Below are 14,473 nucleotides of genomic sequence, written 5' to 3'. Positions count from 1 at the left end.
GGCTGCTTTAACGGTATTCTACCAAAAAAACGTCACGCTGATAAGCTTCAAAAAGAGGTAAGTCCCGAATTAATAGGAGCGTTTATTTACAAATAGAGCTATCTCTTTAAGATGATTTCTCGTTTTACTTTCCGGGAGGCACTCAAGGGCATCCATCGCCTTGGCGATAAAGCGGTCGGCGAGCTGCTCAGCCCGTGATATTCCTGGACTAGACAAGATCATCCCGATCGCCCGGGATGTATCAGCTTCAGAACCTTCCGCCCGGATTGCATGGATCTCCTGCAAGAGAGGCTCCCGAAGTTCTTCCTCCTGCAGCGCGTAGATCACAGGCAGCGTAATGTTCCCCTGCCGCATATCGCTGCCCGGCGGCTTGCCGATACTCTTTTCCGTGCCGCATAGGTCAAGCAGGTCGTCGCGGATCTGAAAAGCCATCCCGACATTATAGCCATAGCGGTAAAGCAAGCTGTGGACTTTAGCCGGGGCATCCGATGCCAAAGCACCCAACTGGCAGCTGATCGCAATCAGCAAAGCCGTCTTGCGACGGATCCGCAGCATATAGTGGCGCACCGACTGATCGGTGTTAAAAAAATCGCGGATTTGCTCCATTTCACCTACCGACATCTGTACCATCGCCTTGGCCAGTATCCGGTGAAGTTCAGGATTCTCAAGTTGTGTCGCAAGCATCAACGCCTTGGCATAGATATAATCACCGGTATACATGGCGACTTTGTTGTCCCATTTAGCTTTCACCGTCGGCTTTCCTCTCCGTGTGCCCGCGTCGTCGATTACGTCATCATGGACGAGGGAAGCCGAGTGGATGAGCTCCAGCGGAACCGCGACATGCTGCAGCTTTTCCAGATCATAATTGCCGAATTTACCGCCCAGCAGCACAAAGACTGGACGCAGTCGCTTTCCTCCTGCTTTCAACAGATGCAGTGACGTTTCGCTCAGCAGCTCATCATCGCCTTCGATGCTCCGGTACAACTGCCGTTCAATAAAGTCCATATCCCTTTTCAGTGCGCCGAAAATATCCATTAATTTCATTCTTTCACCCGTATCAGTGTATTGTCACTCCAAAGATCCATCCGAACCTCGTTCGGCAACAGTCCCATTTCGTGGGCATATGAAAAATATAAGGCCAGTCCCTTTTGCTGTTGTTCATTAAAATCATAACATAAGTTATTAAAATAATGATGCCAATAATCGGAATTGCCGCCGATCTCGCGACGGGCTTTCTCCACCAGCGGATTCAAGTCTTCCAAGCTGTGCCGTTTACTTGCTTCGAACGCCTCGCATACCCTGGAAAGAAACTCCGGATTCCCCTCGGCAAAAGACTTCTGTACGGCCCACACGGCGAATGTCATTCCGTAACCCGTCCATTGTTTCCAGACTTCCCCCAAATCCGTAACGATATAACCATGATCCCTCCAGGAAGCTTGAATGGCATGGTCACCAATCAGCAGCGCCGCGTCGCTGGACTCCATCATAGCATCGAGAACCGGCTCGCTGTCCCAATACGTCGGTTTTCCGCCGTACGTTTTTTCCATAATGATCTTCAACAGGTTTACCGAAGTCGCCGAAGTGTTCGTTAGCGCAATCACGCCATCGCGAATTTGTTCCGGAGGCTTGCGGGAAAAAAGCAGAATCGAGTTTACGGGACCGTCTGAGCTAACGGACAAATCCGGCAGCAGCATGAACCGGTCTGCCCCGTATCCAAAAGCAAAGGAAGAAACCGGCGACAAATCGAGTTCCCCCTTCAGCATTTTCCGGTTGAGCACAGACGGTACCTCAGTCACAAGATGAGCCGGTTGCGGCAGTTCCGTCGTCTTAAAATGATGAAAGACGGGCCAAACGTTGGTATACTTTATTTTTCCGATGAGGATGTCGTCATTCTCCCGGTTGTTCACTGTGATCCCCCCATCTAGTAAAGAGAGCATGTTCAATTTTTAAGTTGTCCAGTACTTTACCCACTAAAAAAGCAACCAAATCATCGATGTTTCTCGGGCCAAAATAAAACGCAGGCATGGCCGGAATCATTCGGACTCCAAGCCGCGCCAGTTTGAGCATATTCTCCAAATGAATTGCATGCAGCGGCGTCTCCCGCGGAACAAGCACGAGCGGTCGCGACTCCTTCAGCATCACGTCCGCCGCCCGTGTCATCAGATTATCGGAAGCCCCATTGGCTATCGATGAGAGCGTACCCATGGAGCAAGGCATGATCACCATGCCTTCTACCAAAAAGGAGCCGCTCGCGATGGAAGCACCGATATCTCCGACCGGATGATAAATGTAATTTCCCGGAAAGTGTTGAAAATGCTCCCTCAAAACAGTTTGCCGGTCGGAGATTTCCCAACCCAATTCTTCTTTGATCACCCGCCAGCCGGCGTTCGAAATGACAAGATGCACCGTAATACCTAGACCTAGCAGGGTTTCAATCAGCTTAATACCATAAATCGAACCGCTCGCCCCCGTAATCCCGACCACCAGCGACTTATTCTTGTTTTCGTCCATCAGTAGTGCCGCACCACCAAATCGATCAGCGTAAAGGAGAACACAACAATGCTGAGGACGCCGTTCATCGTAAAGAAAGCGGTCTGAAGTCTGCTGAGGTCGTTGGGCGAAACGATATAATGTTCATAAAATAAAATGAGATATGAAATCAGCATGCCGGCAATATACCACCAGCCGAGATCCGTCATAAGAAGAATCGCAACATAACCTAGTGCGGTAAGAATGTGGAATACCTTTGCGATCCGCAGCGATTTAGCCACACCAAACCGGACAGGAATCGAGTACAGCCCTTCCTTTTTGTCAAACTCCACGTCCTGGCAGGAATAAATAATATCAAAGCCTGCTACCCAAAAAATATTCGTCACAAAAAGTACCATCGCCGCCGCGTCCACTTTCCCGGCTACGGCAACCCAGCCGCCTAACGGAGCAAGAGCAATCGTGATCCCTAGCACAATATGGCATAGCCATGTAAAGCGTTTTGTATAGGAATATAGCACAAGCATGAATACCGCGACCGGAAGCAGCTTCATAGCCAGCGGATTCAGCTCGGCGGCCGCCCAGAACAACAGCGCAAATGAAATGATAATAAAGAGTACTACCTCGCCGATCTTTAAAAGTCCGGCAGGAATAGCCCGGCCAGCGGTGCGTGGGTTTTTGCCGTCGCTGACCCGGTCGATCAGCCGGTTGAGTCCCATCGCCGCACTTCGGGCTCCTATCATAGCCATTAACACCCAGCCGATCTGGGCCCAGGAAGGCAACTCGTTATGAATCGCTACGGAACCGAGCAACGCTCCCATAAAGGCGAACGGCAACGCAAATACGGAATGTTCAAATTTGATCATCTGCAAAAATATTGAAATTTTTCTAAACATGTGGCGTCCCCTTCGTTCCGATGTGTAAAGCGGCGATTCCGCCGGTTAAAGGATACGCTTCGACTTGAGAAAGTCCGGTTTCCCGGAAAATTTGCGCGAGTTCTTCACGCCCCGGAAACTGAACAAGCGAATCCGGCAGCCATTTGTATTGTTCGTACCGCTTGGCGATCAATTTTCCGAGCATGGGTAACAGATGCTTAAAATAAAAATAATAAAGGCCTTTAAACGGTTGCCAGGTTGGTTTGGACAATTCCAGGCAAACTACCATGCCGCCCGGTTTGACGACCCGCTTCATCTCGCTTAGCACCTGCCGAAGATCCGGCACGTTTCTAAGTCCAAAACCGATCGTTGCATATTCGAATGTATTGTCTTCGAATGGCAATGCCATCGCGTTCCCCTGAATCAGATTTATGGATGACTCCAGGCCGCTTTCGGCGATTTTCTTGCGCCCGACTTCCAGCATGCCTTCGCTGAAATCCAGGCCGGTAATACTGCCTCCGCTACTTTGTGCCATGCTTATGGTCAAGTCGCAGGTTCCGCAGCAAAGATCGATCGCGGTGTCCCCCTGCGACATATCCATTTTTATCATTGTAAATTTACGCCATGCCTTATGGCGGCGAAAACTCAAAATATCGTTCATGATATCGTATTTGGGAGCGATGCTCTCGAATACCGAATGCACAAACTGCTCCTTCGGTTTGGAGGACGGATTACTCATGTTCAACCCTTCACCTTACCCTTCCTGTATTGCACGTCGATGTGAGGACAAGACGGCGATCATCGGTTCCAGAATACCGGTTATTTCAGAGCGTATCTTGTCACCCTTGCACTCCGGAACCAGACTTTGCACGCGTTCCACCGATTGGCGGAGCATGGACGCCAGCTGTTCCTTAATTTTGTATTTTGCAAGCAGAAGGTTCCAGTCCCGTTCGCCGATTTTACGAGCGGAAATCATTTCCTTGTCTTCGGAGGTTCCATTCTCCCAAATATGCAGGTACGCAAACCCTCTGCGTTCTTCGGGAGGTTCGGCGCAATAATTCAGCTCATCCAACATAACCTCGCAGCGGCTAAGCTCCGCCAGCAGCAATCTCCAAACGTTTTGCGCCGACTTGTCCAACTGATGGGAAAAAGAAAGGAATAGCGGCATCTTTAACTGGACGCATTCCTTCAAGTACTCCTCTGCGGACAATAGCATTATTTTCAATCCGTTATAAAGCCGCACCTTGATTCGGTTCACTTCGCAGATCGCTGCGCTCATTCTTGAAACCGTGCCGATCTCTTCTTTCTGCGCCAGCAGCTCATAAAACACGCTGCTGAAATAATCGCCAGCGAGTACCTTCAATTGGCGGGAGCGCATCGCTTTTTCTTCTTTACGGGTGTCCCCAACGTCAATCCGATCATGGGTGTCCAACCCGAGCTGTACGAGAAAAGCGGCAAGCGAGCAAGCTTCCGCTGAGCGGGAGGCAGCATGTTCACGGTGTTTTAAAAACGTATAAAGCAAACGAACACGGGGTACCGGGAATTCCGGAAGCTCCGTGTGAGTTGAGATCATGTCGTATTCGACATACTTTTTGGCCAATTCTGTTATGCGATCAGGTATCATCCTCTGCCTCCGAGCCGCTATTCCGGACATCCTCATTTCTAAAAAAACTTTAAAGATGTCACAATCTTGTCTATTATAGCATATGTTTTGGGGGAGCGCACGAAACAGAACTAATTGACTCCGCTCTTCCAGAGCTGAGTTTCAGTCACCCGAAACCAAGTACGGAGTTCCTTCGGCAGTTCCATATTTCCCGTAGTTCTCAATGCATAAAGAGCACTTTCCGGCCATTCTCCGCGGCGCACATCCGCGGCCAGCAGCAAATATCTTTTGCCGAGCCAACGGTCTTCAGCAACAAGGCGTAACAGCAGTTGATCGATATTCGTCGTCCGTTCAAATGAAAAGGAGATCATCTCGGCGATGCCGCGGTATAGCTCCCCTTTATCGAACCGGTCCTCCGTAACTTTCAGATCGACGGACAATACCGCCCCGTTCAAATCCACTTTCGCGATAGGAACGGGCAGCTTAAGCTCGGACAAACCGTCGACCAGATTGTCATCGCTTAATTCCACCGGTTTCTCCGAAAGAAATGTCTCGGCGGAAGCAAGCCTGCTATTTTCAAATATCGGGCCGCCAGCCCTTGTAACGATAGCAAGCAGCAGCGCGCTTCCAATCGTGAACAGCAGACATCGAACCATCCATTTTGCTTTCACGGGGACCCCCCTCAAAGACGACTTTGAACAACCACTTCTGGCCCATATTCCATTGTACAAAAGAAAAAAGCAGGCTATGCCTGCAATTTCAAAATCATTCTTCCGTATCGATAACGCCATGCTTCGTGTAGACAACGGCTTTGCCTCTGACTTTGACTGCCGATGTGTGATCGGTAAACTGTGCAATCAAAACTTCGCCCTTATCGAGCTTTTCCGTATGATGAAACCGCGTATCCTTTCCCCGGGTTAGACCGATGACCGTGACGCCCTGTTCCTTCGCTTTCACGACGAAATAGTCCCCATTGTTAACGCCCCGTTCGGCTCCACCTGCGTTACCGGCGTTTGGCTGCTGATGATCCATAATGTGCAACCCTCCCAAGATATTATTGCCCTCGCTAGCTAAAAGAAAAGGCCGTGAACAAAATTGCCCACGGACTTTTTAGCACGGAAAATATGTAGAAATCTTTATTTAATTCCGTCTTTGAGCGCTTTGCCAGGTTTGAAAGCTGGAATTTTGCTCGCAGGGATTTCGATTTCTTCTCCGGTTTGCGGGTTGCGGCCTTTACGGGCGGAACGCTCGCGGACTTCAAAGTTTCCGAAACCAACCAGTTGCACTTTGTCTCCGTTTTGAAGAGCTTCGGAAATCGCTTCGAATACTGCATCAACAGCTTTCGTTGCGTCTTTCTTGGACAATTCAGTGCTTTCTGCAACTTGAGAGATCAAGTCGGACTTGTTCATCAGGGTACACCTCCCTACCATTGTATTATATCATTCTGTTATTCTGTGTTTCCGTTTTGCCGTAGAATATACGTTGAACCGCGCATATTACGTGCAAAACCCCGGTAAAACCGCCGATTTATCTACGATTCGGGGGCGCGGAACAAACTTATAGTAATACAGCGCATCGATATTTTCAAGTTTTTTGGTCTGAAACTATTCAAATTGTTGAAAATGACTGGAATTTTAGCCTTTTAGAGCGGTTCATAAATGCCAAAAAAACCGCGTGAGGGCCGAATTGGCCTGCACGCGGTAAGGTCTTACAATATGATGGCGATGAGTCCGCCGGAACCTTCGTTAATAATTCTGCCGAGGGTCTCCTGCAATTTGTAGCGGGCGTTGTCCGGCATCATGGCAATTTTGCCTTGAATACCTTCTCTGACGATGGAATGGAGCGAACGGCCGAAAATGTCGGACTCCCAAATTTTGATCGGATCGTTCTCAAAATCCTGCATCAGATATCTTACCAGTTCCTCGCTTTGCTTCTCTGTTCCGATGATCGGCGCGAACTCCGATTCGACATCGACGCGGATCATATGAATCGAAGGAGCCGTCGCTTTCAACCTCACCCCGAATCGGGAGCCTTGACGGATGAGCTCCGGTTCATCGAGCGCCATCTCGGCAAGCGACGGTGCAGCGATGCCGTACCCGGTAGTCTTGACCATTTCAAGCGCTTCCGCAAACCGGTCATATTCCCGCTTGGCATGCGTGAACTCCTGCATCAATTGGAGCAGGTGATCTTTGCCCCGGATCTCTACGCCGACCACTTCCATAAGGATATGATCATACAAATCATCCGGTGCATAAAGATCGATTTCTGCCACGCCCTGGCCCATATTCAAACCACTGAGGCCTGCGCGGTCGATAAAGTCATATTCCATGAAATTGCTGACAACCCGGTCGACGTCGCGGAGACGGCGAATATCCTTAACAGTGTCGCGCACGGAATTCTCATAATTGCTGCGGAGCCAATGGTTTTCATTTAGCACCATGACCCAGCTAGGCAGATTGACATTGACCTCATGTACCGGGAATTCATATAGCACTTCTCGCAGTACGCCGGTCACATCTTCTTCGGTCATTGTAGCGGCGCTCAGCGTAATGACCGGAATATCGTATTTCGCGGCGAGTTCCCCGCGTAATTGTTGGGCTTCCTCGCTGTTCGGCCGCGTAGAATTGATGACGAGCACAAACGGCTTGCCGACTTCCTTCAGCTCGGCGACCACTCTTTCTTCCGATTCCACATAAGAATACCGCGGAATGTCGGCGATCGTGCCGTCGGTAGTTACGACGACACCCAAGGTGGAATGCTCCTGAATGACTTTCCTAGTTCCAATTTCAGCCGCTTCCTGAAAAGGAATCGGCTCTTCGAACCAAGGTGTGGAAATCATCCGCGGGCCGTTTTCATCCTCGTATCCTTTCGCTCCCTCAACTGCGTAACCTACGCAATCTACCAATCTTACGTTGACTTCCAGCCCTTCCGCCACCTTAATTTGTACCGCATTGTTCGGGACGAACTTCGGTTCGGTCGTCATGATTGTTTTGCCGGCCGCACTTTGCGGAAGCTCATCCACCGCTCTGACCCGGTCCGCCTCGCTGGAAATGTTCGGGAGCACCACCGTTTCCATAAATCGTTTGATAAACGTTGATTTGCCGGTGCGGACAGCTCCGACGACACCCAGATAAATATCCCCTCCGGTACGTTCGGCAATGTCCTTAAAAATGTCCACTTTCTCCAATACCAATGATATCCCCTCCTCAAAATTCGCCGAAGGAAAAATGCTTTGAGAGCATCCGCTTCGTTATTCACCAACATTTTGAAATCATAGCTACAGCAGGAGCGGCAGCTCCCTATACCCGTGTCCGCCGCCGCAAATCCCGGTGGAGAGAACAAAAACGAAGCGGCGTAACTCGTACATGCATTTGGACTAGTAACATCTTATGTACCAGATGCGGATTTATGACGGAATACACCGTCCGAGCCCACTTTTTTTACACCGGCGCTTCGTCACAAGCAGGGCGGATCATTTTCCGCCATATTGAATAGTTATGAGTCTAGCGATTCCAATATGACGATTATGAATAAAAAGGGAAATGGTATATTTCGGCAATACAAGCAACCCGGACAACCTATTGACGTGAGGTCTACTTGGAGAATATCCACTGAAATCTCTTCTATGCTGCCGAATGTAGCGATTGCGAGGATTCCGGATTGGATAAAATTCAACCAGAATAAACCAAAGAACTAGATTGACGAGACTTAATGGAAAATCTCCAGTGAGGAGTGAACGACAAAAAAGCCGCCCGATTATTTACGGGCAGCTTATGTCATCTTCGGTTTATTCAAGCCAGGCAACCGGAGTCCCGCCGATCCAACGGTAGGGGAGCGATTTGACCGGCACAAAATAGGATTGTTCGGTCAGTACCTCCCGCAAATCTTTGTTATCTCGAGGAGTAGTCCCAGATTTATCCAACGCTTGCATGATATCGAAAGCATAGTCGGCGAAAACACGACCGGTTTCATCCACAAGGTAGTCCTGGGTTTGCCCGGAATACACGCTTTTCAGGCTGTAAGCCTCCGCTCCGGCTTGCTTCAAATCCACCGTGTACAGCCCGGGGTAGGTCTCCTCCTGCTTCGTTACAGGCAGCTTGCCGTCATGAGAATTGCGGTACTTGTCCACCATCCGCTGCACATCGTTCACCTTCTGGGCCGTCATCAGATCCATCACCTTAACGGCCGGATCCTGTTCTTCATTGATTAGAAGAAAATAAGCGCGCCCGCCTTTTTCAAACGCAGTATCAGGAATTTCATCAAGGTATCCTTGCTTATGCAGCATGTCAAGGTCGATCCTGAACTTTTCATAACGCGGCGTTTCTTCCCCTGCGGTGATAATGGGCAAAATAGCTTGATCGTCCTGAAACCGGTCCACCGCACTCTGTATCCTGTCAACGCTTTCAACGTAAGACACTCCTCGTTCTTGCCGATGTTCGCCGGGATACAGGCAACCGGCAAGCAGTCCGGCAGACACGCCGAGCAACGCTGCCGTCAAGGCCGGACGAAGGATTGCCTTTAACCATCCTCTTCTGGCATGCCAATTCAAGTATCTTCATTCCTTTTCTGTAAGTTATCGTTTTACCACAGTTCCTCTTCATTTTGCCGCTCCAGTTGCTTACGGATCGCCGCTTTCAAAGGATCTTCGGGCAGTTTGACGACTGCGGAGCCAATAATGTTAGCCTGACAAGCGAGGCGAACCCCCTGATCCAGGAGCGGTCCCAACTTGCGTCGTTCGGCCTCGGTCGGCGGCGTCAAAGCCGCTTCATCCGCAGGTTCCACTTCCACCTTGCACATCAAACAGCCGGCATTACCGCCGCAGCGGGTCGGAATATGAACCCGGGACTTCCGCGAAGCTTGGAGCACGCTGGTTCCGGGGCGGACTTTCAACGTCTTCTTCACCGGAAAAAAAGTAATTTGTGTATCCACCCGTTCCTCCTTAGGTATGACTCCCGTCCAGTTCTCCCCAGCGGGCCGAAAGCAGAGGCTGATCCAGCAATTCCGCCATTCTGGTTATGCACTCAAAGGTCCACAAATTTCGCTCCAGTAACCGGATTAAAGTCTCTAGGTGTTGTTCCGGGTGTTTCCGGATAATACTGGCGATAGCCTGATAACGGTCAGGACGTTTCCTTAAAACATTGAAAACAAATTCATGAGCCAATGGCATGAGAGAGATATTTCCTTCGCCCAGCGAGACTCTCCGGGCGGCCGGAGCAAGTATATCGGAAACTTCCGTGCGATACAAAGCCCCCGAAGTCTTAATCTGAAATCCGCCGACCAATTCAAGCGTCATATCGTCAAGCTTATAGTGGCTTAACCTCGAAGTATAAAGCCCGCTCTCATCCAGTCTGGGCTCGTCCAGTGCCGAAGACTTCAACAATCCGTGCAGCTTATCCGCATGCTCCATATCGGTGTATATATCGATATCTCGCGGAGCCTTATCAAGCGGCACCCCCTGCAGCGATAAACCGCAGCTTCCTCCCAGCAACCAAAGGCCTTCGGCATTTTTACAGTTCTCGTTAAGCTTTTGAAGCGCTACTACTACTTCCGGGTATATTTCTCCTAATCCTTCGATCTCCATCGTCATGTTCCTATCCTCTTCTCTTTTCTTCTCCGGGCCTTAAGTTATCGATACCAGCCCTGCCAGAAAGCCGGCCAGCATAATTACAAAAGCGACCAGTGAAAGAACTCCCCGGATCACGCCCTTGGTTTTCGTCCGCGCAAACGTAATCAAGAAGACGGACAAGCCCATCACGAGAATTGCTGCCAGTGATAACCACATTTTGGTCATAGCGTCCATAAAAGTTACACTCCTAATCATTAATCGCGGCAATTTTATGATGAATATTATAGCATTTTCCGTTCAATCAGGCTACGCGCTCTCCGTTTGAAATTTCCTCCTCCTGAATGCATTCTACCAACCGCATAATCTCTCGCTAAAAAAAATTCAGGGACTATCCCGATAGCCGAATTCTAGCTCAGGAAGTCCCCTACATTTAAAATTTATTTTTTGATCATCAATTTCATCAATGCTTCCATATTGGACGGATTCATGCCGCTTTTCTTGACGGCCCCGACAATTTCGTTGATCGTATTTTCCGTGACGGGCACTTTGGCCATAGCGGAAACCTGTTTAATCAGCTTTCTCAGCTCCGCTTCATTCTGCATAGTTGAGGGTTTTACCGTACCGGCCAGTCTTTTTACCGCGCCTTCGGAAATGTTTTTACCGGTTTTTTTGTTGATCGAATTCAAAGCATCTTTGGAAATCTTGCCCATTCTTTCGCCTCCTCCGCTGTCCTCCCCATCAGTTTATGAGACGGCAACGAAAAAGGTCCTAGGCCCGTGCGGATTCCGGCCGGATGCTTAGGACGTCAATCAAGCTAAGTATGCCACTGCTCCCAGGTTTCGAGAGACATCATTTCCATTTCGGTTTTGCGGTCACGACCCATTAACGCTTCAACAGCTGTTCTTGGGTCGAGTCCTTCGAACAGCACGTGATATAGCTGCCCTGCAATCGGCATCTGAACCTTATATTTCTCCGAGATCGTATGAGCCGCTTTGGTCGTACGGATCCCTTCGACTACCATCCCCATCGAACCAAGCACCTCATCCAGCGTTTTGCCTTCTCCCAGCATGAATCCGGCCCGCCAGTTACGGCTATGGCGGCTCGTTGCCGTCACGACCAAGTCGCCGATGCCCGCAAGGCCCGCAAAGGTAAGCGGGTTGGCGCCCATTTCCACCCCGATGCGGGTAATTTCCGCAAGACCTCGCGTCAATAGCGCCGCCTTGGCGTTATCACCGTAACCGAGGCCATCGGACATGCCTGCTCCCAGGGCAATTATATTCTTCAAAGCTCCCGCCAGCTCAGCGCCGACCATGTCCCGGTTTGTATAAACCCGGAAATAGGAATTCATGAACAGGTCCTGCGCTGCCGCCGACTGCGTATCGTCCATCGATGCCACTACCACGGTGGTCGGACATCGTTTGACGACTTCCTCCGCATGGCTTGGACCGGATAACACGACAATCCGGCCTTCCTCGCAACCCAGTTCCTCCCCGATCACGGTCGAGATCCGTTTCATGGTTTCGGTTTCAAAGCCCTTGGTTGCGTGCACAACCAGCATATCTTCATGCCAGAACGGCTTTAAAGCTCTCGTTACTTCCCGAACGGCCGATGAAGGAGCGACAATAACTACCGCTTTGGCCCCGGAGACCGCTTCTTCCATATCGGTCGTCGCATACAGATTCGGGGACAGCTCAACTCCCGGCAAATAACGCTCATTCCGGTGCAAGCCGTTAATCTCATCTCTTTGCGCTTCATTCCGGGTCCATACGGCTACATCCATATCCTTGTCAGCAAGTACGCTGGCAAGCGCCGTTCCCCAACTGCCTGCAACCAGCACAGCAGCTTTTTCAGACAACGCGTTTTCCTCCTTTGGAGCCCAGTTTGTTCTCTTTGCCCTGAGCAATTTTCACAATATTCGTACGGTGTCTCCAAAATGCGAAGACACAGATAATCAGGCTTGCCCAGAAGTATGGACCGAATTCACCGGTAAACGCCAGAAAAACCGACGTCAAAAACACGAAAATCAAAGAGCCGAGCGAGACATATCTCGTAAACACGATCGAAAGAATGGCAATAATTCCGGCATATAGCGCCGGAAAAAAGACCAAGGTTGCCATGACTCCGATCGTCGTGGCAATGCCTTTTCCGCCACGAAAACGGAAATAAAGGGGCCAGTTATGCCCGATGATGGCGGCGATGCCGCAAATCGCGGCAATCCACTCCGAGCCGTCTCCAAGCCAGCGGCCAATCCATACCGCAGCGATTCCTTTCAATACGTCGAGCACCAGTACCAGAATCGCCGGTCCTTTGCCGAGTACCCGCAGCGTGTTAGTCGCACCGGCGTTGCCGCTGCCGTGCTGACGGATGTCAATACCTTTCAGTGCTTTCGCAAGCACGACGCTAAAGCTGACCGAGCCCAGCAAATAGCATGCAATGGTAGCAATGATGGGAAAAATCACTTGATTCGTTCGCCCCTAACCTTCATCAGACTTACGCCGCGTAAACAAACGGATCGGCGTTCCTTCAAAATTAAAAGCAGCCCTGATTTTGTTCTCCAGATACCGTTCATACGAAAAATGCATCAGCTCCGGATCATTGACAAACACCACAATCGTCGGTGGCTTGACAGTAACCTGGGTGACATAGTTGATCCGTAATCTGCGGCCTTTGTCTGTCGGAGGCGGGTTTATCGCGATGGCGTCCGAAACGACATCGTTCAGCAGATGCGTTTGAACCCGTTTAGTATGCTGTTCGGCCACATGCTGCACTACAGGCAGCAACTTATGCAAACGCTGCTTCGTCTTGGCAGACAAAAATACAACGGGTGCATAAGTCATAAACAGGAAATGATCCCGTATTTTTTGCTCAAACTGGTGCATCGTCTTGTCGTCCTTCTCCACGACGTCCCATTTATTCACAACGAAGACGGAAGCCTTACCTGCTTCATAAGCATATCCTGCGATGTGCTTATCCTGTTCGATGATACCTTCTTCGCCGTTGATCAGAACAAGTACGACATCCGCCCGTTCAATCGCCTTCATTGCGCGCATGACACTGTATTTTTCGGTCGTTTCATATACTTTGCCGCGCTTACGCATCCCGGCGGTATCGATCAGGACGTACTTCTGCCCGTCCTTTTCAAAAGGCGTATCGATGGCGTCGCGGGTCGTGCCTGCGATATCGCTGACAATGACGCGTTCTTCGCCGAGAATCGCGTTGACAAGCGAGGATTTACCGACATTCGGCCGGCCGATTAACGCCACCCGGATCACGTCATCCTCGTAGTTGTCCTCCGCCAGCTCAGGCAAATTATCGGTGATTGCATCCAGCAGGTCGCCGATTCCCGTGCCATGGCTTCCGGAAACGCCGATCGGATCACCGAAACCGAGGTTATAAAACTCGTAAATATTGTCCATCCGGCCGATATTGTCCACTTTGTTAACCGCCACGACTACGGGCTTTCCGGACCGGTAGAGCATCCCCGCAACCTCTTCGTCCGAACCGGTAACGCCTGCCTTGGCGTCGCACATAAAGACGATGACGTCCGCTTCTTCAATCGCAAGTTCCGCCTGCATGCGGATGGATTTCAGAATCGGTTCTTCATCGTCCAGCTCAATACCTCCGGTATCGATAATGCTGAATGGCTTGCCGTTCCACTCTGACGCGCCATATATTCTGTCGCGGGTAATTCCCGGCTTGTCTTCGACAATGGCCAAGCGGTCGCCGATAATCCGGTTGAAGATTGTGGATTTACCGACATTCGGCCTACCTACAATGGCCACAACAGGTCTTGCCATGCGCATACCTCCTTAATTCATGGATTTATATTTTAATCTTTCATGTTTATTTCCGGATATACCTAGAACATCATAGCAAAAAAAAGAACAAATGGCTAACCGGGACACAGCGAAATTTCAATGAAAGCAAAATCGGCGAACCCGC

At 50.2% G+C, this 14,473-nt stretch carries 18 protein-coding genes; all 18 read right to left on the bottom strand.

The features are described 5' to 3' along the window. Nucleotides 1–69: 69 nt before the first annotated feature. The 18 genes from DFP94_RS04205 to der all read right to left on the bottom strand — a co-directional run bounded on the left by DFP94_RS04205 (nt 70) and on the right by der (nt 14,328). Nucleotides 70–1,044: a polyprenyl synthetase family protein gene (locus tag DFP94_RS04205; protein WP_114495160.1), complete on the bottom strand. Its 975-nt coding sequence runs from the start codon at nt 1,042–1,044 to the stop codon at nt 70–72. Continuing rightward, on the bottom strand, nt 1,041–1,937 hold the full coding sequence (locus DFP94_RS04200; RefSeq protein ID WP_114495159.1) for a menaquinone biosynthesis protein: 897 nt from the start codon (nt 1,935–1,937) through the stop codon (nt 1,041–1,043). Before DFP94_RS04200 ends, DFP94_RS04205 begins: the two co-directional genes overlap by 4 nt. Continuing rightward, complete coding sequence (locus DFP94_RS04195; RefSeq protein ID WP_114495158.1) at nt 1,888–2,511, bottom strand: UbiX family flavin prenyltransferase; 624 nt, start codon at nt 2,509–2,511, stop codon at nt 1,888–1,890. Before DFP94_RS04195 ends, DFP94_RS04200 begins: the two co-directional genes overlap by 50 nt. Then, nucleotides 2,511–3,383: a UbiA-like polyprenyltransferase gene (locus tag DFP94_RS04190; protein ID WP_114495157.1), complete on the bottom strand. Its 873-nt coding sequence runs from the start codon at nt 3,381–3,383 to the stop codon at nt 2,511–2,513. Before DFP94_RS04190 ends, DFP94_RS04195 begins: the two co-directional genes overlap by 1 nt. After that, nucleotides 3,376–4,101: a demethylmenaquinone methyltransferase gene (locus tag DFP94_RS04185; protein WP_114495156.1), complete on the bottom strand. Its 726-nt coding sequence runs from the start codon at nt 4,099–4,101 to the stop codon at nt 3,376–3,378. The genes DFP94_RS04190 and DFP94_RS04185 overlap by 8 nt, the downstream gene beginning before the upstream one ends. A gap of 15 nt (nt 4,102–4,116) precedes the next feature. Beyond that, a complete protein-coding gene (locus DFP94_RS04180; protein WP_114495155.1) occupies nt 4,117–4,986 on the bottom strand; it encodes a heptaprenyl diphosphate synthase component 1 in 870 nt (289 codons plus the stop codon). Nucleotides 4,987–5,096: 110 nt separating this feature from the next. After that, nucleotides 5,097–5,636 carry a hypothetical protein gene (locus tag DFP94_RS04175; RefSeq protein ID WP_245954462.1) on the bottom strand — a complete coding sequence of 180 codons (540 nt, stop codon included), beginning with the start codon at nt 5,634–5,636 and terminating at the stop codon, nt 5,097–5,099. Nucleotides 5,637–5,730: 94 nt separating this feature from the next. Continuing rightward, nucleotides 5,731–5,997, bottom strand: a complete 267-nt coding sequence (gene mtrB, locus DFP94_RS04170; RefSeq protein ID WP_114495154.1) for a trp RNA-binding attenuation protein MtrB — start codon at nt 5,995–5,997, stop codon at nt 5,731–5,733. A gap of 104 nt (nt 5,998–6,101) precedes the next feature. Beyond that, the gene (locus tag DFP94_RS04165; protein ID WP_059043418.1) at nt 6,102–6,374 is read right to left on the bottom strand and encodes an HU family DNA-binding protein; all 273 of its coding nucleotides are present in this window, start codon (nt 6,372–6,374) and stop codon (nt 6,102–6,104) included. A gap of 299 nt (nt 6,375–6,673) precedes the next feature. Further along, the gene (gene spoIVA / locus DFP94_RS04160) at nt 6,674–8,152 is read right to left on the bottom strand and encodes a stage IV sporulation protein A (protein ID WP_114495769.1); all 1,479 of its coding nucleotides are present in this window, start codon (nt 8,150–8,152) and stop codon (nt 6,674–6,676) included. A gap of 600 nt (nt 8,153–8,752) precedes the next feature. Then, the gene (locus tag DFP94_RS04155; RefSeq protein ID WP_245954460.1) at nt 8,753–9,514 is read right to left on the bottom strand and encodes a DUF3939 domain-containing protein; all 762 of its coding nucleotides are present in this window, start codon (nt 9,512–9,514) and stop codon (nt 8,753–8,755) included. 32 nt (nt 9,515–9,546) lie between these two features. Next, nucleotides 9,547–9,894, bottom strand: a complete 348-nt coding sequence (locus DFP94_RS04150; RefSeq protein WP_114495153.1) for a 2Fe-2S iron-sulfur cluster-binding protein — start codon at nt 9,892–9,894, stop codon at nt 9,547–9,549. A 10-nt stretch (nt 9,895–9,904) separates the two neighbouring features. Beyond that, entirely contained in the window at nt 9,905–10,552 is a 648-nt protein-coding gene (locus tag DFP94_RS04145) for a nucleotidyltransferase family protein (protein WP_245954459.1), read from the bottom strand. 33 nt (nt 10,553–10,585) lie between these two features. After that, nucleotides 10,586–10,765 carry a DUF2768 family protein gene (locus DFP94_RS04140; RefSeq protein ID WP_114495152.1) on the bottom strand — a complete coding sequence of 60 codons (180 nt, stop codon included), beginning with the start codon at nt 10,763–10,765 and terminating at the stop codon, nt 10,586–10,588. A 203-nt stretch (nt 10,766–10,968) separates the two neighbouring features. Then, the gene (locus tag DFP94_RS04135; RefSeq protein ID WP_114495151.1) at nt 10,969–11,241 is read right to left on the bottom strand and encodes a stage VI sporulation protein F; all 273 of its coding nucleotides are present in this window, start codon (nt 11,239–11,241) and stop codon (nt 10,969–10,971) included. 104 nt (nt 11,242–11,345) lie between these two features. After that, a complete protein-coding gene (locus DFP94_RS04130; protein ID WP_114495150.1) occupies nt 11,346–12,386 on the bottom strand; it encodes an NAD(P)H-dependent glycerol-3-phosphate dehydrogenase in 1,041 nt (346 codons plus the stop codon). Then, nucleotides 12,379–12,990 carry a glycerol-3-phosphate 1-O-acyltransferase PlsY gene (gene plsY, locus DFP94_RS04125; RefSeq protein WP_114495149.1) on the bottom strand — a complete coding sequence of 204 codons (612 nt, stop codon included), beginning with the start codon at nt 12,988–12,990 and terminating at the stop codon, nt 12,379–12,381. The genes DFP94_RS04130 and plsY overlap by 8 nt, the downstream gene beginning before the upstream one ends. A 15-nt stretch (nt 12,991–13,005) precedes the next feature. Next, entirely contained in the window at nt 13,006–14,328 is a 1,323-nt protein-coding gene (der, locus tag DFP94_RS04120; protein ID WP_114495148.1) for a ribosome biogenesis GTPase Der, read from the bottom strand. Nucleotides 14,329–14,473: the final 145 nt, after the last annotated feature.

Origin of the sequence: Fontibacillus phaseoli, from assembly GCF_003337355.1 — a bacterium.
GTDB classification, from domain to species: Bacteria; Bacillota; Bacilli; order Paenibacillales; family Paenibacillaceae; genus Fontibacillus; species Fontibacillus phaseoli.
This window is presented reverse-complemented; position numbering and strand designations above follow the sequence as displayed.